General features: G+C 62.8%; 25 protein-coding genes. 14 read left to right on the top strand and 11 right to left on the bottom strand.

Annotated features, from left to right (window positions below; all coding sequences use genetic code 11):
- Positions 1 to 147: 147 nt before the first annotated feature.
- Entirely contained in the window at positions 148 to 2,388 is a 2,241-nt protein-coding gene (locus tag IVA96_RS33425) for a DUF1522 domain-containing protein (RefSeq protein ID WP_247421866.1), read from the top strand.
- A 288-nt stretch (positions 2,389 to 2,676) separates the two neighbouring features.
- The gene (flaF, locus tag IVA96_RS33420; RefSeq protein WP_008554779.1) at positions 2,677 to 3,045 is read left to right on the top strand and encodes a flagellar biosynthesis regulator FlaF; all 369 of its coding nucleotides are present in this window, start codon (positions 2,677 to 2,679) and stop codon (positions 3,043 to 3,045) included.
- A gap of 119 nt (positions 3,046 to 3,164) precedes the next feature.
- Here the strand turns inward: flaF and IVA96_RS33415 are convergent, their stop codons facing one another.
- From IVA96_RS33415 to IVA96_RS33400, 4 genes are all read right to left on the bottom strand, one after another.
- Positions 3,165 to 3,524 (bottom strand): hypothetical protein, encoded by a 360-nt coding sequence (locus IVA96_RS33415; protein ID WP_247334423.1) that lies wholly within the window; start codon positions 3,522 to 3,524, stop codon positions 3,165 to 3,167.
- A 161-nt stretch (positions 3,525 to 3,685) separates the two neighbouring features.
- Entirely contained in the window at positions 3,686 to 4,183 is a 498-nt protein-coding gene (locus IVA96_RS33410) for a hypothetical protein (protein WP_247300105.1), read from the bottom strand.
- An 11-nt stretch (positions 4,184 to 4,194) separates the two neighbouring features.
- Entirely contained in the window at positions 4,195 to 4,563 is a 369-nt protein-coding gene (gene flgJ / locus IVA96_RS33405) for a flagellar assembly peptidoglycan hydrolase FlgJ (RefSeq protein ID WP_247421864.1), read from the bottom strand.
- Entirely contained in the window at positions 4,563 to 5,687 is a 1,125-nt protein-coding gene (locus IVA96_RS33400; RefSeq protein ID WP_247278668.1) for a flagellar basal body P-ring protein FlgI, read from the bottom strand. Before IVA96_RS33400 ends, flgJ begins: the two co-directional genes overlap by 1 nt.
- A 286-nt stretch (positions 5,688 to 5,973) precedes the next feature.
- Between IVA96_RS33400 and IVA96_RS33395 the strand changes: the two genes are divergently transcribed.
- Complete coding sequence (locus tag IVA96_RS33395; RefSeq protein WP_247421860.1) at positions 5,974 to 6,387, top strand: flagellar assembly protein FliX; 414 nt, start codon at positions 5,974 to 5,976, stop codon at positions 6,385 to 6,387.
- A gap of 221 nt (positions 6,388 to 6,608) precedes the next feature.
- Here the strand turns inward: IVA96_RS33395 and IVA96_RS33390 are convergent, their stop codons facing one another.
- Positions 6,609 to 6,980, bottom strand: coding sequence for a helix-turn-helix domain-containing protein (locus IVA96_RS33390; protein WP_247421857.1), 372 nt, complete (start codon positions 6,978 to 6,980; stop codon positions 6,609 to 6,611).
- 151 nt (positions 6,981 to 7,131) lie between these two features.
- On the opposite strand from IVA96_RS33390, the gene IVA96_RS33385 reads away from it, so the two are divergent.
- From IVA96_RS33385 to IVA96_RS33370, 4 genes are all read left to right on the top strand, one after another.
- Positions 7,132 to 7,743, top strand: a complete 612-nt coding sequence (locus IVA96_RS33385) for an NAD(P)-dependent oxidoreductase (RefSeq protein WP_247421854.1) — start codon at positions 7,132 to 7,134, stop codon at positions 7,741 to 7,743.
- A gap of 216 nt (positions 7,744 to 7,959) precedes the next feature.
- Positions 7,960 to 8,325, top strand: coding sequence for an RNA polymerase-binding protein DksA (dksA, locus tag IVA96_RS33380; protein ID WP_085966600.1), 366 nt, complete (start codon positions 7,960 to 7,962; stop codon positions 8,323 to 8,325).
- Positions 8,326 to 8,584: 259 nt separating this feature from the next.
- Entirely contained in the window at positions 8,585 to 9,394 is an 810-nt protein-coding gene (locus IVA96_RS33375) for a phytanoyl-CoA dioxygenase (RefSeq protein ID WP_247421852.1), read from the top strand.
- Between the two features lie 430 nt (positions 9,395 to 9,824).
- Positions 9,825 to 10,604 carry a fumarylacetoacetate hydrolase family protein gene (locus tag IVA96_RS33370; RefSeq protein ID WP_247421849.1) on the top strand — a complete coding sequence of 260 codons (780 nt, stop codon included), beginning with the start codon at positions 9,825 to 9,827 and terminating at the stop codon, positions 10,602 to 10,604.
- 339 nt (positions 10,605 to 10,943) lie between these two features.
- Here IVA96_RS33370 and flgH read toward each other — a convergent pair whose 3' ends face one another.
- The 4 genes from flgH to flgF are packed head-to-tail and all read right to left on the bottom strand — an operon-like array spanning position 10,944 to position 14,420.
- On the bottom strand, positions 10,944 to 11,708 hold the full coding sequence (gene flgH, locus IVA96_RS33365; protein ID WP_247300082.1) for a flagellar basal body L-ring protein FlgH: 765 nt from the start codon (positions 11,706 to 11,708) through the stop codon (positions 10,944 to 10,946).
- A 4-nt stretch (positions 11,709 to 11,712) separates the two neighbouring features.
- Positions 11,713 to 12,843, bottom strand: coding sequence for a flagellar basal body P-ring formation chaperone FlgA (flgA, locus tag IVA96_RS33360; protein WP_247421847.1), 1,131 nt, complete (start codon positions 12,841 to 12,843; stop codon positions 11,713 to 11,715).
- A gap of 10 nt (positions 12,844 to 12,853) precedes the next feature.
- Complete coding sequence (gene flgG / locus IVA96_RS33355; protein WP_247278072.1) at positions 12,854 to 13,642, bottom strand: flagellar basal-body rod protein FlgG; 789 nt, start codon at positions 13,640 to 13,642, stop codon at positions 12,854 to 12,856.
- A gap of 16 nt (positions 13,643 to 13,658) precedes the next feature.
- Complete coding sequence (gene flgF / locus IVA96_RS33350; protein WP_247421844.1) at positions 13,659 to 14,420, bottom strand: flagellar basal-body rod protein FlgF; 762 nt, start codon at positions 14,418 to 14,420, stop codon at positions 13,659 to 13,661.
- 377 nt (positions 14,421 to 14,797) lie between these two features.
- Here flgF and fliL point away from each other — a divergent pair, with 377 nt between their 5' ends.
- From fliL to IVA96_RS33325, 5 genes are all read left to right on the top strand, one after another.
- Positions 14,798 to 15,298: a flagellar basal body-associated protein FliL gene (fliL, locus tag IVA96_RS33345; RefSeq protein ID WP_247278070.1), complete on the top strand. Its 501-nt coding sequence runs from the start codon at positions 14,798 to 14,800 to the stop codon at positions 15,296 to 15,298.
- An 18-nt stretch (positions 15,299 to 15,316) separates the two neighbouring features.
- On the top strand, positions 15,317 to 16,519 hold the full coding sequence (gene fliM, locus IVA96_RS33340; protein ID WP_247278069.1) for a flagellar motor switch protein FliM: 1,203 nt from the start codon (positions 15,317 to 15,319) through the stop codon (positions 16,517 to 16,519).
- The gene (locus IVA96_RS33335) at positions 16,516 to 16,962 is read left to right on the top strand and encodes a DUF6468 domain-containing protein (protein ID WP_247421842.1); all 447 of its coding nucleotides are present in this window, start codon (positions 16,516 to 16,518) and stop codon (positions 16,960 to 16,962) included. Before fliM ends, IVA96_RS33335 begins: the two co-directional genes overlap by 4 nt.
- Positions 16,963 to 16,972: 10 nt before the next feature.
- Positions 16,973 to 17,734, top strand: coding sequence for a flagellar protein FlbB (locus tag IVA96_RS33330; RefSeq protein WP_247421840.1), 762 nt, complete (start codon positions 16,973 to 16,975; stop codon positions 17,732 to 17,734).
- A gap of 600 nt (positions 17,735 to 18,334) precedes the next feature.
- Entirely contained in the window at positions 18,335 to 18,580 is a 246-nt protein-coding gene (locus tag IVA96_RS33325; protein WP_247421838.1) for a hypothetical protein, read from the top strand.
- Here IVA96_RS33325 and IVA96_RS33320 read toward each other — a convergent pair.
- Both IVA96_RS33320 and IVA96_RS33315 read right to left on the bottom strand, forming a co-directional pair.
- A complete protein-coding gene (locus tag IVA96_RS33320) occupies positions 18,547 to 21,795 on the bottom strand; it encodes a VCBS domain-containing protein (RefSeq protein WP_247421836.1) in 3,249 nt (1,082 codons plus the stop codon). The genes IVA96_RS33325 and IVA96_RS33320 overlap by 34 nt on opposite strands.
- Positions 21,726 to 22,700: a hypothetical protein gene (locus IVA96_RS33315; protein WP_247421834.1), complete on the bottom strand. Its 975-nt coding sequence runs from the start codon at positions 22,698 to 22,700 to the stop codon at positions 21,726 to 21,728. Before IVA96_RS33315 ends, IVA96_RS33320 begins: the two co-directional genes overlap by 70 nt.
- Before the next feature lie 380 nt (positions 22,701 to 23,080).
- On the opposite strand from IVA96_RS33315, the gene IVA96_RS33310 reads away from it, so the two are divergent.
- The gene (locus tag IVA96_RS33310) at positions 23,081 to 23,716 is read left to right on the top strand and encodes a FecR family protein (protein ID WP_247278064.1); all 636 of its coding nucleotides are present in this window, start codon (positions 23,081 to 23,083) and stop codon (positions 23,714 to 23,716) included.
- Positions 23,717 to 23,842: 126 nt separating this feature from the next.
- Entirely contained in the window at positions 23,843 to 24,688 is an 846-nt protein-coding gene (locus IVA96_RS33305; protein WP_346015467.1) for a tetratricopeptide repeat protein, read from the top strand.
- Positions 24,689 to 24,824: the final 136 nt, after the last annotated feature.

Genomic DNA, 24,824 nt, shown 5'->3' with positions numbered 1-24,824 from the left:
GGCGGGCAGGGGCGTTCACCCGCTATTAACCCTATCGCTTAAACCGGCGTTAACCATACTTTAAAGGACACCTCCTAAAACTGGACAGAAGCCCGCTTTCGAGACCGCGCGGCCGATTCGTACCCGGTTCAAGAGGAAGACTCGCCAATGTCCAACATCGTTCTCTCGGCGTCAGTTCGCCAGAACCTGTTGTCGCTGCAGTCGACGGCCGACCTGCTGTCCACGACGCAGCAGCGCCTTTCGACCGGGAAAAAGGTCAACACCGCGCTCGACAACCCGACCAACTTCTTCACGGCACAGGGGTTGGACAATAGGGCGAGCGATATCAGCAATCTCCTCGACGGCATCAACAACGGTGTGCAGGTGTTGCAGGCCGCCAACACCGGCATCACCTCGCTGCAGAAGCTGATCGACAGCGCCAAGTCGATCGCCAACCAGGCGCTCCAGACCACGGTCGGCTACTCGACCAAGTCGAACATCTCGACCACGATCCCTGGCGCGACGCCGGCTGATCTGCGCGGCACCACGAGCTATACATACGCAACGGCAACCGGCAATGTGGTCACCAACGGTACCGCTGGCGGTACGACACCGGCGACCACCACGACCACGCTCGGCGGCATCTCGCAGTCGCTGGTCGGCTCGGCTGCTCCTGATGGTGCCGGCACCGCGGCCAGCCTGGCTGCGGGTCTGACGCTGCTCGGCACGCCCAGCGCGAGCACTATCGCGACGAACGGTGCTCCGTCGGATGGTGATGTGCTCGTCGTGGACGGCAAGACCATCACATTCAGGGCCGGCGCTGCGCCCGCGGTGGCCAACGTTCCTGCCGGCTCCGGCAAGAACAACAACGTCGTCACGGACGGCAATGGCAACTCGACTGTCTATCTCGGAACAAACGCCGCTCCGGCCGCAACCGTCCAGGACGTGATGGATGCGATCGACCTTGCAAGTGGCGTGCAAAAGGCTGCCATCACGGGCGGCACCGCGACGCTGTCGAGCTCGTCCGGCGCCAACGCCTCCATCACCTCTGGTGTTCTCACCCTCACCACTGGTACCGGCGCCGACCTCAGCATCACCGGCAAGGCCGACTTCCTCAAGGCGCTCGGTCTGACAACCGCGACCGGGTCCGGCAATGTCAATGTGACCAAGGCGCGCCTGACGACTTCGGCGACGCTCGGCACTCTCGTTCAGGACGGCTCCACGCTCAATGTGGATGGCAAGACGGTCACGTTCAAGAATGCGGCCGCTCCTGCTGCCGCGCCGACAGGCTCCACCAAGATCGGCAACATCGTGACGGACAACAACGGCAACTCCGTCGTGTATCTCCAGGGCGGAAACGTTCAGGATTCGTTGAACGCGATCGATCTGGCTTCGGGGGCCGGCATCGTCAGCAGCGGCGCCGTGGTTGCGGCGAGCGGTTCGTCGCTGTCCTCGGTCGTGAATGGCGCTCTCAAGCTCAGCACCGGCACCACGGCGGATCTGTCGATCACTGGAACCGGCAACGCGCTGTCCTCGTTCGGTCTGACCGGTCCCACCGGCACCGGCACGGCCTTCACCGCGGGACGCGCGCCGGGAGTAGGCAGCATCTCGGGCAAGACCCTGACATTTACCTCCTTCAACGGCGGCACGGCGGTCAACGTCACCTTCGGCGACGGCACCAACGGCACCGTCAAGACACTCGATCAGCTGAACTCGCAGCTTCAGGCGAATCACCTCACGGCGACAATCGACGCCAACGGCGTGCTCACGATCACCACCGTGAACGAATACGCGTCTTCGACGCTCGGCTCGGTGACGGCCGGCGGCGTCGTCGGTGGTACGATCACCGGTACGGTTGCCTTTACGACGGCCCAGCCGCCGATCCAGGATCCGGTCGCGCAGACGGCGCGCTCGAACCTGGTCAACCAGTTCAACAACATCCTGGCCCAGATCGACACGACGTCGCAGGACGCCTCCTTCAACGGCGTCAACCTGCTCAACGGCGACACGCTGAAGCTGATCTTCAATGAGACCGGCAGCTCGACGCTCGGCATCAATGGCGTGGTGTTCAACGCGGCGGGCCTCGGCCTGTCCAATCTCGTCAACGGCGTCGATTTCATCGACAACGGCGCCACCAACAGGGTGCTCGCGAGCCTCAATGCGGCCTCGAGCACGTTACGCTCGGAAGGCTCTGCTCTCGGCTCCAACCTCTCGATCGTGCAGGTGCGTCAGGACTTCTCCAAGAACCTGATCAACGTGCTCCAGACCGGCTCGTCGAACCTGACGCTCGCCGATACCAACGAGGAAGCGGCCAACAGCCAGGCGCTGTCGACCCGGCAGTCGATCGCAGTCTCCGCGCTATCGCTGGCCAACCAGTCCCAGCAGAGCGTGCTCCAGCTGCTCCGCTAATTTCACGATGCAAGATACTGAATTGAACATCACGGCGGGGCTCACGCTCCGCCGTTTTTATGGAGATCGCTAAGGCAGGATTAGCCGAGATTGATGCGCGTCGTGCGAGGCGTGTTTACAGCATGCGTGCGCGCATCTAGCCTTGCGGTGACGAAGGACTCCGCGACCGTAATAATCCGGAGTCCTTCCACTCGTCACGTAAGCAAAATCTTAAGCGGTGCTGCCTAGGGTCGGGAAAGAAATCCTTAAGCGCGTTCAACGCGCTAGGTAACCTCCAGGGTGTGATTGATGTCGAATTCCGCTGCCTCGGCCTACGCGCGTGTTGCAACGACCACTGCATCTCCTCGCGACATCGAGGCTCAAACCCTGCTCAAGGCCGCGAACAAGCTTCAGGATGCGGTGAACAACGCCGATCCGCTCAGCGAGCAGACCATGCAGGCCCTGATGTTCAACCGCAAGCTCTGGACCATCTTCTTGAGCGAGGCGATGCGCGACAACAATCCGCAACCGATCGACGTCCGGCAGAAGATCGCCAACATCAGCGTCTTCGTGCTGAGCCAGACCGCCGCGCTGCAGATGAGCCCGCAGTTCGATCACTTCCGTCCGCTGATCGAGATCAACCGCAATATCGCAGCTGGTCTGTCCGGAAGGCCGTGACAGCAAGCCGTCTGCGTCATGGTCGAGCATTCTGTCGAGTGCGGGCCAAGGTCACGCCGACAGATGCGGCAAGCCAGACCTATTTCGATATTGCCGTTACGCCGCTCGACGCTTGATCGTCAGGCGCTGCGGTCGGTGCTGAGCGGGCGCGAGGGTTCGGACTTCAGATCCAGCGCATGGAAATAGGCCCGCCGGCGCAGCATCGCTTCGTCGGGGAACTGGTTGACCACCGCATCGGTCTTGTCGTTGACGACCTGGAAGACGAAGGATGCGGCCGCCTGGTCGAACACGACCTGGCGCGAGACGTTCTCGTGGTTTGGCGGATCATTGCGCACGGGCGCGCCCGTATCGCTGGCGGCGACCGTCTGCCGCACCGGAAGATCAGTTTGCACAGCCTCGTTCGCCGCCGCGTTGGACGTCGGTACGATCTGCACGGGGGCCGGGATCCCCACCGGCCGGATGCTGAAATCTGTACTCATTGGCAGCCTCCTGGTTGCCTAGTATTGAGTCAAATCCCAACCCCTCTCATTGCGCAAGCATGGAACACCAGGACTGAAGACCGGGTAAGCAAACGTGCCTAACCGCGCGACGACATCGCCGCGCGGTTTTTCGTAAAATTGTCTCTTGTTCTTGCGGGCGCTCAGAGCGAGCGGCTGACCGCGAGCGGCGTGATGTGGCGCGGGCCAGGGGCCGCGCGACGACCCGCAGCCGTATAGGTGTTCGGCACGTTGCGCTTCTGGATCTCGGCATTGACGCCGCGCACAACGCTCTCGGACACCGCGTGTGCGGTGGCGAGCACGGTGAGGTTGACCTGAAGCATGGCGCGGAACGCATCGTGGTGGCGATGCAACGTCGAGAGCAACTCGGGCGCGGATTTGGCGAGCTGGGCCTGGTTCGCTTTCAGCTGGCTGACGGCGCCAACATAGTTGCGCGACAACTCTTGCTTCTTGCCCTCGAGCGTCATCGCCTCGCGGACGTTGCCGGCGCGGACGAGCTCGGTCTCGCGCTCGATCAGTCCGAGCAGGGCGCTCATAGCATCCATCAGGTTCTCGCCGATCTTACGTGCCTCGGCGCTGCCATGCACAGGGTTTGGGCGCTGCGCTTGCATCGGCTGACGTGAGGCGTGGGAATGGTTCATCTCGGTTGACCTTATGCCGTGCGGATCGTTTTCGCCTGCTGCATGATCAGGGTGCGGTAGACTTCGGTGGCAACACCGACGCCGCCGGCACTGGCGAAGTTCTTCGAATATTGCTCCGTCAGCATCGAGCGCCACACCCCGGTTCCAGGCGTGTCGCCGAATGGGCCTTCGCCCTTCAGGCCGGAGGTCATTTGCGAGAACATGCTGTTGAGGAACATCGCCTCGAAATCGGTGGCGGTCTTCTGCGCCTTGGCCTGCTGTTGCGGCGAGACCTTTTGCAAGGCACTCGCGAGCTCGAAATCCGGCCGGCCGTTGCGGCTCTCGACCGAGAAGGCCGAAGCGTTGGCGACGCGCGGGGTGTTGATTGCGCCGGTCTGCATCACATCACCTCGATGTCGGCTTCGATCGCGCCGGCGGCCTTGATCGCCTGGAGGATGCTGATCATGTCGCGGGGACCGATGCCGAGGCCATTGAGGCCGTCGACGAGTTGCTGGAGCGATACGCCGTCCTTGACGACGGCCAGTTTCTTCCCGTCCTCGGTGACGGTGACGCTGCTGCGCGGCGCAACCACGGTCCGCCCGCGCGACAACGGGTTGGGTTGGCTCACCTGGGGACTCTCGGAGATCGTCACGGTGAGGTTGCCCTGCGCCACCGCAACCGTGGCGACGCGGACGTCGCGGCCCATCACGATGATCCCGCTGCGCTCGTCGATGACGATCTTGGCGGCGAGATCGGGATCGACCTGGAGCTGCTCGATCTCGGTGAGAAAGGCGACGACGTTGCCCTTGAACTCCGGTGGTATCGACAGCTGCACCGTCGAGGGGTCGATCGGCTCGGCGGTCTTGACGCCGAGATAGTCGTTGACGGCGGCCGCGATGCGTTTGGCGGTGGTGAAGTCGGCGTTGCGCAGCGCCAAGCGGACGTTCGGCAGGCGATTGAGCGCGAACTCGATCTCGCGCTCGATGATGGCGCCGTTGGCAATGCGCCCGACGGTCGGCACGCCGCGCACGATTTTCGCCGCTTCGCCCTCGGCCTGGAAGCCGGAGATCGCGAGCGAGCCCTGCGCGACCGCATAGACGTTGCCGTCGGCGCCGAGCAGGGGGGTGACGAGCAGGGTGCCGCCCTGGAGGTTCTTGGCGTCGCCGAGCGCGGAGACAGTGACGTCCATGCGCGTGCCCTGGGTGGCGAACGCCGGCAAATTGCCCGTCACCATCACAGCGGCGACGTTGCCGGTGCGGATGGTGGCGCCGCGGATGTTGACGCCCATGCGCTCGAGCATCGCCTGCAGCGATTGCTTGGTGAAGGGGATGTTATTGAGCGTGTCGCCGGTGCCGTTGAGGCCGACGACGAGGCCGTAGCCGATGAGCTGGTTCTGCCGCACGCCCTCGATATTGGCGAGGTCCTTGATGCGCGATGTCGCGCTTGCAGGCGTGACCGAGAGCGCCAGCGCCGACAGCGCGGCACAGGCCACCCCAACAATCCTCACCCAACGAACGCCTGGCATCCTCTGCTCCCCAAAGGTCCCCCCCAAAAAGGGCTCCTCAAATCAAAGGACCGTCTGCGACACTCCCATGACGAGCTGGTCCGGCGCTTTCCTTGCGAGCGCCGTGCCAAGCGAGGGCAGCAGGGTAGATGGCTGAATAGGTTGAGTAAATCTGTTCCGACCGGTGTCAGCCGGCGTTCGCCCTGAGGAGCGAAACTGCCGCCTGTCGGCAGATTTTGCCGAGCCGTTTACGCGCCGTTAACCATAAAACGGCGAAGGTGAGGCATCGACCACCCGGATTGCTGCGATGCGCATCTACGGACCGAACGGCACCACGCTTGGAACGACGGCCAGCCAGGCCCGGCGGACGGGTTCCGGCACCTTTGTCCTGCCCGACACCTCGTCGGCGCAGGAGACGCGGAGCGCTGCCGCGCCGAAAGCCGCCGGGAACATCGATGCGTTGCTCGCACTGCAAGGCGTCGAAGAAGATCCGGTCGCGCGCCGCAAGCGCTCGGTCGCCCGCGGCAAGACTGCGCTCGACGTGCTTGACGATCTCAAGATGGGGCTCCTCTCCGGCAATCTCGACGCCTCGACCGTGATGCGGCTGCGCGACGCGGCGGCGAACCTGAAGTCGTCGTCGGGCGATCCCGGACTTGATTCCGTGCTCTCGGAGATCGAGCTGCGCGTGGAGGTCGAACTGGCGAAGGCCGGCCGGGCGTAAGACAGGCAGGCTGTCATCGCCCGCGTAGGCGGGCGATCCAGTATTCCAGAGACAGACGTTGTTGATTCAAGAAGCCGCGGCGGACTGGATGGCCCGGTCCCGTCTCCGCCAACGCTACGCCGGGGCCACAAGAGTACTCGGCCCGCCGGAGCTTAGCGAAGGCGGCAAGCCGGGGCATGACAGCGGAGGTTGGGGTGCAGAGCGCGCTCCTGCGAGAGCGCCTACGCCGCTTCCTCCTTCTGTTGTGCGTCGTAGCGGCGCTGGGCAGCGAGCACGTCCTTCAAATTCTGCTCGGCCCAATCGCGCAGGGGATCGACCGCCGCCGCCAGCGTCAGCCCGAGCTGCGTGATCGAATATTCCACCGTGACAGGCACCGTCGCGATGGCGCGGCGCCTGATCAGGCCGTCGCGTTCGAGCGATTTGAGAACCTGACTCAGCATCTTCTGTGAAATGCCTTCGATCGTGCGGCGCAACTGATTGAAACGCATCGGCTGCTCGCGCAGCAGCAAGAGGATCAGCACCGCCCATTTGTCGCCGACGCGATCGAGGATCTGGCGCGTCGGACAGTTCGCTGCATAGACGTCTGGCTTCATCGTCGAGTCCTCGGATTCCATCCTAGTGCTTTGCGAATATGCTCGCCGGTTACTCCAGCGTTATCAGGTAAGCACGAAGTGCTCTCTTAACACCAGCATTCTTTGCGATATCAAGTTACTACTAGGTACTAACGAAGCAAAGGAGCCTTCCATGAAAATCGCAGTTGCCGGCGCCTCGGGCCGGGCCGGGTCGGAAATCACCAGAGAATTGTCTCGTCGCGGCCATAGCGTCACCGCCATTGCTCGCAACCCCGAAAAGATCGCCGCCCTGCCGAACGTCACGCCCACCAGGGGCGACGTGCGCGATCAGGCCGGCCTTGCCAAGCTGTGGGATGGGCACGACGTCGCCGTGAGTTCCGTGCACTTCCTGGCCAGCGACCCGCTCCGGCTGATCGGCGCTGCGAAGGACTCCAAGGTTGGCCGCTACCTCGTTGTCGGTGGCGCCGGCAGCCTGGAAGTGGCGCCGGGCGTGAAACTGGTGACGACTCCCAACTTTCCCGCCCAGTACAAGGCGGAGGCGGAAAAGGGCGGGGCCTTCCTGGACCTGTTGCGGCAGGAAAAGGACCTGAACTGGACCTTCATCTCGCCGTCGGCGCTGTTCGTCGAGGGCGAGCGGACGGGCAAGTTCCGGCTCGGGAGCGACCAGCTTCTCGCAGATGCGAACGGAAAGAGCTGGATCACCTTCGCCGACTACGCCATTGCGCTCGCCGACGAGATCGAGCGGCCGGCCCATCCGAGGCAGCGTTTCACGGTCGGCTACTGAGCTGTCAGCCGCCCCCGGGCCTTTGCGGATAAACCTTCCTGTGCAAGGGCTTGGGGGCGGCGACCGAGGCGGCAGGGAAATATTGTCTGTCACAGGAGGCCGCTATATAACGCCCCGCTCGACGGACCCCGTTCCGTTTGCGAGTCGTTGCTTAGACAGATAGGCCGCCCTTTGGAAAAGTTGAAAAACTACCGTCCGACCGACAAAGAGCCTTTCATGAACGACCGGCAGAAGGAGTACTTTCGTCTGAAGCTCCTCGCCTGGAAGGATGAGATCCTCAAAGAGTCCAAGCTCACCCTGCAAGCCCTGCAGGAGGAGAACGTGAACCACCCCGATCTCGCCGATCGGGCTTCGTCTGAAACCGACCGTGCCATCGAACTTCGCGCCCGCGACCGCCAGCGCAAGTTGATCGCGAAGATCGACGCCGCGCTTCAGCGCATCGAGGACAACACCTACGGCTATTGCGAGGAAACCGGCGAGCCGATCTCGTTGAAGCGGCTCGAGGCCCGGCCCATCGCGACGCTCTCGGTGGAGGCGCAGGAGCGCCACGAGAAGCGCGAGAAGGTCTATCGCGACGAATAGAGCCCGAGCCGCAGAGTTGCGGCTCTTTGTTTTTGGAGGCAGGGCGTCGCTTGAACGCCGCTGGTTTGGCGCGTAGATCGCGCCGCTATGATGATTCGCACTCTCAATATCGCTTGGGCTGATCCCGCTTCCAGCCGGAAGCGCTGATCGACCGCGCAGGCTGCCGCCTGGCCTGACTCCAGTGAACCGAAATGAGCCGGCCAGGCTCCGCATGACGCGGGCCCAAGGATGGCTGGCGATAGCTTGAGAGACAATAATCATGAGCGATCGAGATGACGCGCTTGCCCTTGAGCCTGCGCAAATCCAGGAATTCATTGAACAGGGCTTTGTCCGGATCGACAACGCCTTTCCCCGCGCACTCGCCGAGCAAGCACGAGCCATCCTGTGGCGCGATCTACCGTGCAGCGAACACGATCCGTCGACCTGGACGCGCCCTGTGATCCGGCTGTCCGGCTATGGCGGTCCGCCATTTCGAGAGATCGCCAACATGCCGGTGCTGCATCGCGCGTTCGACCAGCTGGTCGGCGCCGGCCGTTGGCGGGCGCGCAAGGATATCGGCGGCACCTTTGCGGTGCGCTTCCCACATCCGGACGATCCCGGCGATGCTGGCTGGCACATCGACCTCAGCTTTCCCGGCGAGGACTGCGACCCCAACGAGCGGCACGACTATTCGCCGTGGCGAGCCAATATTGTCTCGCGCGGCCGCGCGCTGCTGATGTTGTTCCTGTTCTCCGATGTTGGCGAGCACGACGCGCCGACGCGGATCAGGAGCGGCTCGCACATGCCGATGGCGCGCTATCTCGCGCCGGCGGGAGAGGCGGGTCGTGCGCGGATGGTGCTGGATGACATGGGGGCCGATTGCGAGATCGCCCTTGCGACGGGCGAGGCGGGCACGGTCTATCTGTGCCATCCTTTCCTGGTGCACGCTGCGCAAAAGCACCGCGGACGGACACCACGCTTCATGGCACAGCCCGACCTTCCTCCGGCCGAGCCCTATCGGCTGGACCGTGTAGACCATGACTACTCGCCGGTCGAAATTGCGATCCGGATCGCGCTCGGCTACGCCTGAGGCGAGCAGCTTCGCTTGGCCTGTCGTGGTGCTGGTTCAGGCACCACGACAAGGCGCCCGTCTCATGATCGCGAAATATGAATCAGGATCAATGAGGTAGCGTCGATTCCTGCAAGCTCACATGAGTTCACATGAGAAACAACATTCACTTCAGCTGCGGGGAGGGTTTTGCGAGTCGCATCAACGAGATCGACCAGCAACTTGATGCGCCGCCGCAGCGGCTTCACGCATCGCTGCAATCCGAGCCTCGGTGCTGCGTGGGGCGAGTGGGCCTGGCGCGCGGCTCCATAAGGCCCGAACCAACTCAATATTTTCTTAAGCGGCGGGAGCCCCCGTAATCGGCTCGGCCCAGCGCCGAGCAGCGCTTGTCAGGCGCGGACGGGAATGCTGAACTGAGCCGCAATGTTGCGTAGCGTGGGAGGCGGCGCCGATGGACAGGATTCTCGAAGCCGCAAAGGCGATCGCGCAGGCGCGCCGCAACCATGCGCCGCTCGCGGCGCTGAAGCGCCCCCCCACGGACGAAGCCGAGGGTTATCAGGTCCAGCGCGCGCTGCACGATCTCCTGCTGCCTCATGTCGGGCCGCTCGTCGGCTACAAAATCGGTTGCACCAGCCAGGTGATGCAGGATTACATCGGTATCCCGCACCCTTGCGGCGGCGGCGTGTTCCAGAACGGCGTCCATGACAGCGGCGCCAAGCTCGCCGCGTCCAACTATGTCCGCGTCGGCGTCGAATGCGAGATCGCGGTGCGGCTGAAGCGCGACCTTGCCGCCGGCGAGGCGCCGTTCACGGCCGAATGGGTCGGCGAGGCCGTCGACGCCTACCATCCCGCGATCGAGATCGTCGACGATCGCTACGTGAAGTGGGAGACGATGGGGGCGCCGACGCTGATCGCCGACGATTTCTTCGCCGCGGGCTGCGTGCTGGGGCCCCTGGTTCCGCGCTCGTCGGTGCCGGATCTGAACGCGGTGAAGGGGGGGGCCATCGTCAACGGCGAGGAGGTGAGCCAAGGCACCGGCGCCGACGTGCTCGGTCATCCCCACAACGCACTCGCCTGGCTCGCCAACCATCTCGCCGCCGAAGGCAAGAGCCTGCATGCGGGACAGCTCGTGCTCACCGGCAGCCTGGTGAAGACGCTCTGGCTGAAGGCCGGCGACAAGGTGCGCATGGAGCTGGACGGATTGGGGACGGTGGAGGCGGAGTTTACGTGAGGGGGCTACGGCATTCTATGCTGTCATTCCGCGCGAAGGCGGCGAATCCAGTAAGCCGCGCCGCATCGATTTAGCAACGGGCGCCTTGGAGTACTGGATCGTTCGTCCGCCTTCGCGGACGATGACAGGGGGGGAGAGTAGATAGCGCCCGGCAAGCTCGTCATTGCGACGGTGTTTGAGGCAGCGACGTCGTTTCTATGGCGCGACCTGACTCACAGCCCGCTAGCATCCACCTCCAAAATACATGCGGCCTCCGGCAGGGGAGCTACCGGAGGCCGCGTCGTACATCGTCGTTCGCGCCTAGGTTCGCGAACACGATGTGGGAGCTCTTAAAGAAGCTTAGAAGGGCAGCAGCACGTCCATGACCTGCTGGCCATAGCGCGGCTGTTGCACGTCCATGATCTGGCCGCGGCCGCCATAGGCGATGCGGGCCTGTGCGATCTTGCTGGAATCGATGGTGTTGTCGCTCTGGATGTCTTCGGGGCGAACGATGCCGGCGACCACGAGCTCGCGGATCTCGTAGTTGACGCGGATTTCCTGCTTGCCCTCGACCACGAGGTTGCCGTTCGGCAGCACTTGCGTGACCACCGCGGCGACGTTGGTCTGCAACGCTTCCTGGCGGTTGACCGAGCCCTTGCCGTCGGCCGAGGATGTCGAGTCAGTGGTGAGAAGACGTCCGGGGAGAACCTTGAGCGGCTGCGTGACTGTCTGGCTGCCGATGAAGTCCGTAATTCCAGAGTCTTCTTTGCTGGTGCGGCTGCGCTGGGTCTCGTTGGAGAGGTTGGCCTTGTCGGTGATGTTCACGGTCACCGTCAGGAGGTCGCCGACCTGGCGGGCGCGCTGGTCCTTGAAGAAAGCGCGGCTGCCGTTGCGCCACAGCGAGTTTGGATTGTAGGAGGCGACTTCCGGCTTCGGCATCGGCATCTGCACCGGCTTGTAGCCGGGCTGCGTCGTCGGATTGTCGATCGCCGACAATTTCGGTTGCTCGCCGATCTGCGACAGGCGGTCGATCGAGGAGCAGCCGGTTGCGAGGGCGCAAGTCGCCAGCAGCAGGGCAGAGATCGCGATGCGACGAAGGTGGAAAGCCGAACTGAACGGAGACATGAACTTACTCTGACTTGGCTGGAGCTTGCGAGACGCGAACTTGCGCGATCTGGGCTTGTGCGATCTGGGCCGGAGACACAGGGGCTTGGACCAGACTTTGGGCGAGGGCTGCGGCCGCCGGCACGTCGTCACGCTTGATCGACGAGGTCTGCTCGATCGCGGGCGTCATCGGTGCGGACTGGCTGGCGCCCTGGACGGTGACCTGGCCGCGGCCGGTGACGGTTCCGGTCAGCGTACGCTTGGATTGCAAATTGAGCACGCTGACGGTGTCCCCCTCGGCGCCGCTCTCGATCGCCTTGCCGCGCGTGGTGAGGTGGAGGCCGGGCACCTGGTAGATGATGGTCACGGTCTGATCGCGCACCACGAAGTCGGGCTTGACGATGTCGGCGACGCGGATCGGCATGCCGGCGCGCATCGGCCGGCGCAGCTGCATCCCGACGGTGCGATCGCGCGAGGCGGGCTCGCCGGTGACCTCGGCCTTCGGCCGGCGCTCCAGCGCGACGTCCGAAGATTTCAGGAGCTCGGTGCGGTCGATGTCGCGCGTCAGCACGGCCACTTCCACCGTCTCGATCGCGGTGCCGGTGAAGCGCAGCTTGGTCGGCGTCGGATTGTTGTCGTTGTTGATCTCGAAGGCGACGTCGAAACGGCCGCTGCGGGCGTCATAGCGGGTTGCAACCGGCTGGAGCGCGCCGGTGTTGGAGGCATCCAACCGCATGTCGGAGATGCCGCGGTCGAACGTGACGGTGATGTTGGCGGCTTCCCCGAGGCCGAAGCGGCGCTCGAGCGCGGAGGCGACTGCGGTTTCGAGGTCCTTGCTGGCGAGCGTGCGGGCGAGCCGGGTGACCTGGACCTCTTTGATGTCGCCGGTCATGATGCCGATCACCTGTTTTGCGCGGAGCACCGACAACACCTGCGCGACCGGCAGTGCGCCGGTGGTGCCGAGATCGGGCGAGCGGTAGACGGGGATCAGCGCGGCAGATCCTGCGTTGTCGATGAGATCGCCGACCCGCACCACGTCCGAGGTCACGGTGACGCTCGCGCGCAGCGTCGGCGCTGCGATGAAATCGTCGGCCGCCGCTGCCGGCAGTGCCAGCGCGAGCAGAGCGAAGATCGTGGCGAGGGTGGTCCGGATCATGGTCATCACCTCAGCGGAACAGCGCCGTCGTCGATTGCATCATCTGGTCGGCGGCGCTGATCACCTTGGCGTTCATTTCGTAGGCGCGCTGGGCCGCGATCAGGTCGCTCATTTCCGAGACGACGTCGACATTGGCCTGCTCGAGGCTGCCTTGCGTGATATTGCCGTAACCTTCGGCCGTCGCGGTGCCGTCCTGCGGCGGGCCGGAGGAGGGTGTCTCGGTGAACTGATTGCTGCCGACGGGCTGGAGGCCGGCCTTATTGATAAAGCGAGTTAGGCCGATCTGGCCGAGGATGGTCGAGGTCGACGAGCCCGGCAGGGTCACCGAGACCTGGCCCTGGACGTTGACGGTCAGGCCCGAGGCGTTGTTCGGGATCGTGATCGTCGGCTGCACCGGGTTGCCCTGTGCGGTGACAATGCGGCCCTGATTGTCCATCTGGAAGGTGCCGTCGCGGGTGTACTGGTAGGTGCCGTCGGGCATCAGGATCTTGAAGAAGCCGTCGCCCGAGACCGCGAGGTCGAGATCGTTACCGGTCTGCGACAGCGTGCCTTGCGTCATGCTGCGCGGCGTGCCGACGGTCTTGACGCCGCCGCCGATGTCGACGCCCACCGGCAGGATGGTGCCCTGGTCGGATGACTGCGCGCCGACGCGGCGGACGTGCTCGTAGATCAGGTCCTGAAACGCCGCGGTCTGCTTCTTGAAGCCGGTGGTGCGGAGGTTCGCGATGTTGTTGGAGATCACCTGAACGTTGAGTTCCTGTGCCGCCATTCCGGTCGCTGCGGTGTGAAGCGCCTGCATGTCAGTTCTCCTTCAATCAGGCCGGAACGTCGGCGAGCTTTTCGATCGCCGATTTGTGGAGGTCGCTCTGCTGCTGGAGCAGGCTGGCGATGGCGGTGTAGCTGCGCATGACTTCGACCATGCGGCTCATCTCGCCGACCGCATTGACGTTCGACTTCTCGACGTAGCCCTGGCGCACGCTGGATTTGGTGTCGGCCTGCTGGACGGCGGAGCCGATGTCATAGAGGTTGGCGCCGAGCTTGGTCAGCTTGGCCGGATCGTCGAACGAGGCCATGCGGATCTTGCCGCGGATGGAGTCGGTCTTCGCCGTGCCCTCGAGCACGGTGACGGTGCCGTCGGGTGCAACGTTGATGTCGTGGTCGGTCGGCTGGAAGGTGATCGGGCCGGCGGTGCTCAGCACGAGGTTGCCGTCGGAGGTGACGAGCTGGCCGGTGCTGTTGAGCGAGAACTTGCCGTCGCGGGTGTAACGCTCGCCGCCATTGGCCTGCACCGCGAAATAGGCGTTGCCGTCGATCGCCATGTCGAGCGGGTTGTTGGTCGGCTCCATCGGCCCCTGGCCGACGTCGCGAAAGGTGCCGCGGTCCTGCACATAGGAGACCCGGCGGTCGGAGCCGAGGAAATTGTCCTCACGCGCGTTCGAGTTGAGGTACTCCTCGAACAGCGAATGGTCGGCCTTGAAGCCGTTGGTATTGGCATTGGCGACATTGTTGGCGATGACATCCATCTGCCGTTCCAACGTCATCTGCCGTGACAAGCCGATCAGAAGCGCGTTCTGCATCGGAATTCTCCCCTGAGTGAGATCTGCCACCTCGCTCTCCCAAGCGCCTTGGCGGACCCCGTGAACGAGACCGTCTGGTTCTCCCAAACCGTCGGGTCTCGGCCCTTTCTCAGCGAAAGCCGTGCCAACTCTAAAAGTCGTGTAATTTAAAGCACTTGATGAAATTTGAGGGGTGCGGGAGGGCGGCAGAAAGGTTCTGTTAGCCATGTTTGCCCGGCAGATTTTTCCTAGCGGAGGCCCAATCGAAAGGTTCCGTTAACCATTATTACCGTAGCGTTTGCCATGAAGAGGAGCGCATCGCGCTGGGGCATTTGTATCGCGTCACTGTCTGAGGCTTCGCTCTTTCGACCCCTTTGAGAGATCCGGGCGCGGCGATCATGGCAGAGAATGAAGCGGAAGGCGGCGCAGCCGCTGACGGCGCGGAAGCCGCTCCGCCGAAGAACAAGCTCAAGCTTATCATCATGGCCGTCGGCCTGCTCGCCGTCCTCGGCGGCGGTGCTGCGACGTGGTTCTTCTTCTTCCGTCATGGCGACGACGAGCACCATGCCGAGGCGGCGCCGCCGCCGAAGCCGCCGGCTTTCGTCGACGTTCCCGACATGATGGTCAACCTCGCCGGCGCGCCCGGCGAGCGCGTGCAATATCTGCGGTTGAAGATCGTGCTGGAGCTGAAGGAAGAAAAGCAGATCGAGGCGATCAAGCCGACGATGCCGCGCGTCACCGACATCTTCCAGACCTATGTGCGCGAACTTCGCCCCTCCGACCTCAACGGCTCCGCCGGCATCTTCCGCCTCAAGGAGGAACTGACCAAGCGCGTCAACGCGGCGGTCGCCCCGATCCAGGTCAGCGCGGTGCTGTTCAAGGAAGTCGTGGTGCAGTGAGGGGAATGAGCTAGCGCCATGGCCGGCACCGAGCAGATGGACCAGGATGCGATTGCCGCCCAATGGGAGGCCTCGCTCGATTCGGAGGATCCGGCGGAGGCCGCCAAGGCTGCCGCCGAGAACGAACTTTCCGAGACCATGGCCCTGCAATGGGCGGCGATGGTCGAGGACGGCAGCCGCGATCTCGGCAGCGGCAAGAATTCCGGCGAGCGGGTGCTGTCGCAGGAGGAGATCGACAATCTCCTCGGCTTCACCGTCGGCGATGTCACGCTCGACGACCACTCCGGCATTCGTGCGATCATCGATTCGGCGATGGTCTCCTACGAGCGTCTGCCGATGCTCGAAATCGTCTTCGACCGTTTGGTGCGGCTGTTGACGACGAGCTTGCGCAATTTCACCTCCGACAACGTCGAAGTCTCGCTCGATCGCATCACCTCGGTGCGCTTCGGCGACTACATGAACTCGATCCCGCTGCCGGCCGTGCTCTCGGTGTTCAAGGCCGAGGAGTGGGAAAACTTCGGCATGGCGACGGTCGATTCCAACCTGATCTACTCGATGATCGACGTGCTGCTCGGCGGCCGCCGCGGCACCAGCCAGCTCCGCATCGAGGGGCGGCCCTATACCACGATCGAGACCGAGCTGGTCAAGCGGCTGGTCGAGGTGGTGCTGGCCGATGCCGAGCAGGCGTTCCGGCCGCTCTCCCCAGTGACCTTCACGATCGACCGGCTCGAGACCAATCCGCGATTCGCCGCGATCAGCCGTCCCGCCAACGCCGCGATCCTGGTGCGCCTGCGCATCGACATGGAAGACCGCGGCGGCAACATCGAGCTGTTGCTGCCTTACGCGACCATTGAACCGATCCGGGGCGTCCTGCTCCAGATGTTCATGGGCGAAAAGTTCGGCCGCGACCCGGTCTGGGAGGGGCATTTCGCAACCGAGATCGTGCAGGCCGAGATCGCCGTCGACGCCGTGCTCTACGAGGCCGACATTCCGCTCAAGCAGCTGATGCGGCTCAAGGTCGGCGACACGCTGCCGCTCGAGATGCGCGCGGATGCCAACGTGTCGGTGCGCTGCGGCAGCGTCACCCTGACCGAAGGACGGATGGGCCGGGTCGGCGACCGGGTCGCGATCCGGGTGACGAAACCCCTGCGCAAGCCAAGTACGACACTTGCGATGTTCGAGAAGGTTGACGAGCAGAACAAGATGATAGAGGCCCCATGAACCACTCCCTGGGAATGGCGATCGAGTCGCTGGTGGCTATCCTGCTGATGCTGACGATCGTCTATTGTGTCATGCTCAACAAGCGGCTGACGCGGCTGAAGGCGGACGAGCATTCGCTGAAGGCGGTAATCGGCGAGCTGATCACCGCGACTGAAATCGCCGAGCGCGCGATCGGCGGACTGAAGCTCGCCGTGCGCGACGTTAACGAGAACCTCGGCAGCCAGCTCGCGGCAGCGACGCAAATGTCTGACCAGCTCCACAAGCAGCTCGGCGAGGCCGACAACGTGGTGCGGCGCCTGTCCAAGATCGCGACCGCCGCGCGTCCCGTCACCAATCCGGAAACGGTTGCCGTCCCCGCGGCCAAGCCTACGACGGCGAAGGCGGTCGCGGCGGCGGCTGAAGCTTTCTCCGAGCGCCGGCGATCCAACGGCCTTGCCGCATGAAGTCAGGGGTATGAAGTCCTTTCGTAACATCCGCGTCATCCCCGTCGTTCTGGTGGCCGTCGCAGGTCTCGCCACGCTGAAGGTCGCGGGCCTCGCGATCAATGGCGGCTATGTGTTCGACTACAATCCGAACCAAGCCAAGAAATCCTGGGCGCAGGAGAATCTGAACTTCCCAACCGGTCGCGAGGATCCTGACATCACCGGATCGACTCATGGCGCGCCCAAGGAGGCGCCGAAGCCGGCTGCTCCCGAAAGCAAGCCCGAAGGCACCGTGATCAAGATGGACGAGGCCCAGCCGCAGGTCTCGGCCGCCGAGCGCGCGATCCTCGAGCGATTGCAGGCGCGCCGCCAGGAGATCGAGGCCCGCCAGCGCGAGATCGACATTCGCGAGAGCCTGCTGAAGTCGGCCGAGAAGCGCATCGAGAACAAGGTCGAGGAGATGAAGGCGGTGGAGACCCGCATCTCCGCAACCCAGGCCGAGCAGAAGGCGGCCGAAGCCCAGCGCATGAAGGGCCTCGTCACCATGTATGAGGGCATGAAGCCGAAGGATGCCGCGCGGGTGTTCGACCGGCTCGAGATGGGCGTGCTGATCGAGATCGCCTCGGCCATCGCGCCGCGCAAGATGTCGGACATCCTCGGACTGATGTCGCCCGAGGCGGCCGAGCGGCTCACCGTCGAGATGGCCCGGCGGGCCAATGGCGGCGGAGATCAGTCCGCCTCGGCCGGCGATCTGCCCAAGATCGACGGCAAGCCGACGCAAAAGCCGAATTGAGGGCGCGAGGCGAAGCGTGCTTTGGCAACCTGCGTTCGCGCGGTTGTCCGACTGCAGCCCAGCGAGACGCCCTTGCTTGGTTAGTTTGCAAGCGCCTGTTGCACCCTGCGAACAGGCGGGCGCAACTGCTTCTCAACGCGAGGAAGAGTATTGAGCTGCTGCTTGATCAGCGCGGCCTTCGTGACGCGAGTCACGAGCTGCAGCGTGCTATGACAACAGGAGCATTCATATACTTTCAGGGCATATCCTCTGGCAATCGGAACGATCGCTACGACCGCTCTTGCCCTGCTACACACAATGCAACCGGCTTCTCCGCTCATTGATTACCCCCAAAGCTAACCAATCGATTCGCATCGCCGAGATCACATCTGATTCAGAGTCGCGTGCGAAGCGCAACGCCTCCAAGGTTGTGAGTGCGCGCGCTCAGCAACTCATCAATGCAGCACATCAACCTCCCGTCGCGGGTGCAGCTGCCGCACGCGGCATCTTCTGAGACTGCGGTGAGTTGACGCGCGCGGGTGTGAAGCAGCGGACAGTGGCACTCGAGGGATCGTCGTAGGCTTGGGCCATTCGCAATCAGCAGCGCGGGAGGAGGAGGCCATGAACTACTCGTCCGCAGCAGAACGCGTAATTGAGGCCGTCAACCGGGTCCTCATAGCGGCGATGACGTCCGCCTGGATATCGGCGCTAAGCCATCAGCATGCAGCGCCGCCCGAAGGAGTCGACGGCAACGATGATGAATCTTCTCTCGATCAACAGAACTCCTCCGCGCCGGATGGCACCGGAAACAGCACTGAAGACGCAGTTGGGCGTCACACGATCAGATCGTGCAGCACGTGGCCGTGAGCTGTACCTGCCCGGTCAGTTGGATCAATATTTGGCGGGGACAGTTCAGGCATAGCCACCAGCTCGGATCCGTGGGCCCCTCCAGCGTGGTCGTGATGATCGGCCGGGTTAGAAAGATCATCGAGCTCTGCGTTGGGCAGTGACCGCCGGCCGTGTGAAGTGTCATCCTTGAATTCGAATGATTCGCCGAGCTGCTGGGGATCGGCAGGCGCTGACCCAGACGGTGCATGGTGCGGATCATGCTCCTCGTCGGCCGCTTTACTTGAGGGCGAATGATTGACGCCGCCAGCCGATTTCAGCAGGCTCGGGTTGGGCGTCGTGTCTGCGCCGTCATGGCCGGTGTGGCCGTGAGCAAGAGCGGCATTGTCAGCGTTTTCCGACCTCGCGGCGCCATGATTCCCGGCAACGCTCCCCAGCGCAAGCCCGGCGTGCTGTTCAGCGGGGTTGTGGGCCATGTCCAGTGCTGCAAGAGCAACATCAGGCATGTGGGCACTTCCGGCGAGCTCGCCATTCTTGCCAATGATAGTCTCCGTGTCGGCCACATCGATCTGATCGAAGATAAAAGTGACCTCCGTCGGTGCGGCCATGTGGTGCAAGATCGTAGACAGTCCGCTGGCTGAGGGAGCTAATGCGTCATTGCGGGGCGGTTCGGTCAGGTGCGTTTGCACGTCGTCTGAACTGGAGAGGCTGGAATATTCGGTCGGTCCGATCTGGTCCCAGCTCCAATTCAGGCTGTAGGTCGCCTCACTTGAGGGGATCGTGGAACTCCCATTGGCGGATAGCGTGCCGTCGCCGCTCCCGGAATCGGACGAGACCTCGGAAGTGGCTATCATCGTCGCGTCACTCTGCGCGGTTGCGCTGAGGTCGAGCGGTTCGCTGGCAGCCGCCATCACAGGTGCCGCAGCTGGCGCCAAGAGGAAGTCCGACGCGTCGATGGTTGCAATCCCCTGCAAATGGATTTCGAGCAGACCGGAATCGCCGATGTGCAGGGTCTGGTCCGTTGGATTGACGTACACGATGGTTTCATTCGCCGCGCTGTCATAGAGCCAGGCGATCGTATGTGCCGGCACGGCCGTGCTGGTTGAGCTCAAGGCCAAGATGACGAACCCAAGCGCGCCAAGAGCGGTCAAGTCGATCTTGTCGGACCCCGATGCGAAATCGGTGATGGTGTCGAACTGGCTTGCGTTGGAATCGGCTACGAACAAATAAGCGAAACGGTCGTTCCCATTGCTGCCGGTGAGTTGGTCCGCACCAAATCCACCAGTTATGGTGTCGCCGCCGTTGTTGCCGTTGATTGTATCGTTGCCCGAGCCCCCGTAGATGGCGTCATCCCCGTCGTTACCTTTGATCGTGTCATTGCCGGAGCCGCTATAGAGAACGTCCGCTTTGCCGGTGCCATTGACCGTATCATTGCCGGCCCCCGCGTAGATGATCTGACCTGTGTCGCCGCCGCCCGCGATGGTTTCGGGCCCCGGCGTCCCATACACGTTGGGTGGATCGGAGATCACGACAGATCCGGTGGCCAGATAATCAAAGTCATTCGGGTCTGCGTCACTGGCGCCATGGATGGCGACGGTCACCGCCTGCCTGGTACCGTCGATGGCAGTTACGGTGAAAGTGTCGGTCAACGGGTCGCCGACCTCGAGCGCCTGAACCACGCTGTTGTTGTTGTCGAGGGTGTAAGTCCATACGCCGGCCGCCGTCATGGTGAACGTGCCATATCCATCGTCGCTCGCAGCAGGCGAGGAGACTGCGGTGAACGTGTTCGGCGCGTTGTCGACGTCTGTATCGGTGAGCGTGCCGGTCGCGATCGGAATGCCGGGTGAGAAAGTTCCTGCCTCGGTCACTGAGCCGGTCGTGGTGCCGGAAATGATAGCCGCGTCGTTGCTGCCCTGAATAGTGATCGTCACCACCTGCGGCGTGCCGTCGAGGGTTGTGACAGAGAAACTGTCGGTGAGCGCGCCGCCGACATTGAGCGCCTGCACCGCGCCGTTGGCGTTGTCGAGCGTATAGGTCCACACGCCGGCGGCGGTTATCGTAAAGGTGCCATACCCATTCGTGCTTGCCTTGGGCGAACTCACAGCTGTGAAGGTATTGGACGTATTGTCGACGTCGATCGCAACGAGCGTGCCTGTTGCGCTCGGCGTGCCGGGTGTCGCGTTGGAAGCGCCTCCGGCCTCGGTCACCGAGCCGGCGGTGTTGCCGGAAATGACGGCAGCATCGTTGCTGCCGTGAATGGTGATCGTCACTACTTGGGCGGATCCGTCCAGCGTGGTCACGGTGAACGTGTCGGTCAGTGTCTGGCCGGCATTGAGCGCCTGCACCGCGCCGTTAGTGTTGTCGAGCGTGTAGGTCCACACGCCCGCTGCCGTCATGGTGAAGTTGCCGTAGCCGGCTGCGCTCGCTGTTGGCGAGCCGATTGCCGTGAAAGCATTTGCGGTCGTGTCGACATCGGTGTCGATGAGCGTGCCGGTCGCGGTGGGCGTGCCGGGATTTGCATTGGCGATGCCGCCAGCCTCGATCACTGCGCCGGTCGTCGTGCCGGAAATGACCGCCGCGTCACTGGCTCCGTGGATGGTGATCGTCACTACCTGGGCGGTGCCTCCGATCGTGGTCACCGTAAAGCTGTCGGTCAGCGTCTCGCCGGCATTGAGCGCTTGCACAGCGACGTTGGCGTTGTCCAAGGTGTAGACCCACACGCCGGCCGCCGTCATCGTGAAAGTGCCATAGCCGCCGGCGCTCGTCGTTGGCGAGCTCACGGCCGTGAACGTATTGGGCGGATCGTCGACGTCGGTATCGGAAAGGGTGCCGGTCGCAATCGGCGTGCCGGGCGTTCCATTCGCGATACCGCCAGCCTCGATGATCGAACCGGTCGTGGTGCCGGAGATCACTGCAGCGTCGTTGACACCGTTAATGGTGACCGTGAACGTCTGATTGACCGAGGTGAATCCATCAGAGACCGTGATAACGAAACCGTCAGTCGTGGGCGCCTTCAGCGCGTTGATCGCAGCGTCGTTAGGCACGAACGTATAGGCGCCGCTTGTGCTGTTGACGTAGAGTATCCCGTAGGGGCTTGTCTTCGACAGATCGTACGTCACCCCATCCAGGACCGTATGAGCGGCGTTCGCCCCGATGACACCGAAAGTCAGCTGGCCGCCGCCGTTGGTGCTACTGGCACTGAAAGTTCCTGTTGTCGCAGTGAATGTGTCAAACACCACCTGTCGCGTTCAGCTGGCCCAGCCCCGGTGCTGAGCGTCGGCGGTAGACGTCCCACAGGCTCCAGAATGGCGAAGGGCAACACAATCGGCAAAGTCTGCAGCTCCGGCGTATCAGGCGGAACGAAGTTGATCGGCTGCAGCGGCTGGGATTTGACGAACGGAGGGGTGCTCGAGCCATGCGGCCCTTGCCCTTGTGTGAGATTGGCGAGCACATCCTGTTGCGCGGCGCGCAACTCGTCCATGCGAGCGGCGGTGTTCGCGACTTGATTGACGCTGATGGTGGATCCCACCTTCTTGAGGACGATCGTCTCGCCCGGATCCTCGACGATGATGTGGCGCGGGATCGGTTCCTTGGTCACGAGCTCAAATGCACCGTGCGCGAGGTCCTTGTAAGTGATGGAATCGTCATCCAAGAATGTAACATCTGGATCCGCGGCCTCGGCATTTTGCGCGGTCGAGAAAGTCAATGCCGCAAGCGTCAGCATCCCGAAGCCGCCCGCGTGGCTCCGGGCGCGAATGGCTGCGATGGGGGTATTCAGCTGGAATGACCCGGTTTCTACTAGCCGGCCTGGTACGAAACTGAAGCTCGCTCGGGTCACGTCGAACAAGGCTGCAGGTGACATGCCTTCGACGTCGAAGGCGAACTCGCTCAGCACTACGCGAGTGCCGCAGGCGATGTTGAAGAAAGTACCGTCGAGGAAGCCAATTGTGATCTGTCCGTCGGCATCGGTCTCCAGCACGTCGCCCCGGTAGACAAGCGCACCAGCTACCGCCTGTGTGGCGATGCCGGTCGCTCGCGTAAGCGTACCGCAACCGATCACTTTATGAATATGGCCGATGATTTCGACGGGCAGGGCCACGGCGGCCCCGTTACCAACCTCGATGCCGGATGCAACTAACATCGTTCGACCTCGCCTGGGTGATCGATTCAGGCTCGGCGTGCTGCCATGGTCTTCTCAGGGCGACCCTCGCCAAGGGACAGATATCCCAGGCGCTGGCAGCCGAGGCTCGCCCGCCGAAATAATCAAATCCGCTCTAGAGAGAGAGACGCATTCTCGGGGACGGCGATGCCGTACTGTCATTCCCGACATGCCCCTCCCGCCAAAGTGATTGCATTGACAAACGATTTAAATAGGTGGCGCTTTCGCAATATTGGATATAAATTAAGTCAATTAAACTAATTAAACAACAATTATATTTGTTGTGCTGCGTTCGCGGCTTCAATGCGCCGCCGATGCCGACAAGATCTTCTCAGAAAGGGGGGATCATGTGCAAACCTACGATGGTCGCTTTGGCAACCGGCCTTGTTTTGGCGCTTGCCAATTTCTTGCCGAGTGCGGCTCGAGGGCAAATCGATTCCGCCAAGCCCGCCCTTGCTACCTCGTCATCGAAACCGATTGGGAAGGTGGTGGTGGCCACAGGCTGGGTCACCATCGAGCATGCGAGCGCAGTGGTCGTTCAGGCGAATGTCTCGAGTGAGCCCGGCCGGGCCAACACCGGTGATCCTGTATATCTCGGTGATGTGGTGCTGACCGGGGCCGATGGCCGAGTGGGAATCAACTTCACCGACGGCAGCTCGTTCAATCTATCGAGCAACGCCCGTATGGTGTTGGATCATTATGTGTATGAGCCGGCCGGCAATTCCAATGCAACCCTGTTCAATCTCGCCAGGGGCACGTTCACGTTCGTTGCTGGCAGTGTCGCAAAGACCGGCGACATGAAGGTCGAGACTCCCGTCGCCACGCTGGGAATCCGAGGCACGACGCCGCATATCGAGATTTCGGATGATGGGTCGGTCAAGTTTTCGACCCTGATCGAAGAGGGCAAAAGTAAGCTCCTGAAGAAGCCGGCGACATCCGCGGCGCCGGAGCCTGATCGAAGCAGCAATCGCAGGCTCAACATCTGTCGGGGATGCTGAGAACTTTGCTTGGCCCGAAGCCGCGGTAATGCGCGCGCAGCGCCGGCCGGGCAGAGAGATCAGGATTAGCGCTTCGCTCGCTGTCGGAGTCGGACGCCTGGTGTGGAAATGACCGCAAGAGCCAGTTTGATCAAGGCCGTGATGCTCATTGTTATCCTTGTGCTGTCCGGTTCGTCGGGCTGGGCGCAGAAGCCGAAGAAGGGCAGCTCCCTGAAGAATGTTGAACTGTGTAACGGCTCAGACCGCGTGTCGCCCGAAGCTCGGATCGATGGTTGCACGGCCTTTATCGATGCCGGCGATGGGACGGCGAACGGCTTCGCTGTCGCCCACAACAACAGGGGCAATGCCTACAGCGCCAAAAACAACTATGAACGCGCGATCAAGGATTTCGTTGAAGCGACCAGGCTTAACCCGAATTATCCGAAAGCCTTCAACAACCTCGGCGTGGCCTATCTAAGAACGGGCGCGTACGACCTGGCCCTTGGCGCTTTTGAGGAGGCGCTCAAGCTCAACCCGAACTATGCCGCTGCTTTTGCCAACCGTGCGGCGGCCTACCTGAAGAGGAATGCGTACGACCGTGCAGCGCAGGACTATGACGAGGCAATTCGCCTCGATCCGAATCTCGAGGCGATGTGGAGCGGACGCTGTTGGGCCCGGGCCGTCCTCGGGGCTTTGCAGGCTGCGCTGGAAGACTGCAACAGAGCGCTTCTATTCGAAGCAAACAACGCCGCAACATACGATTCGCGAGCTCTGATAAACCTGAAAATGGGGCAACTCTCCGCGGCTATCGATGATTACAACTCGGCGCTGCGGTTCATGCCCAAGCTTGCGAGCGCGCTCTACGGCCGCGGGGTTGCCAGACTCAAGCTCGGCGACAGAGCTGGCGGCGATAGCGATATTTCGGCGGCAAGAAGAATCGACGCTGGAATCCGCGAGGACTTTGCCCGCTATGGAGTGCCCTCGAACGATTGACTGGTGGCGGCAGCGCAGTTGGGCAGGTGTGAACAATTCCTTAACCGCCTGCGTCTCAAATCCAAAGCTGGCGGACCGCCCACGCTCGATTTGACGAGGCGTGCTCTCTCCACAGCAAATCAAGATATAGCATTAA

It is taken from the genome of Bradyrhizobium sp. 159, from assembly GCF_023073795.1.
GTDB lineage: Bacteria > Pseudomonadota > Alphaproteobacteria > Rhizobiales > Xanthobacteraceae > Bradyrhizobium.
Note: the sequence above shows the minus strand (reverse complement) of the source record. Positions and strands in the feature narration are given on the sequence as shown.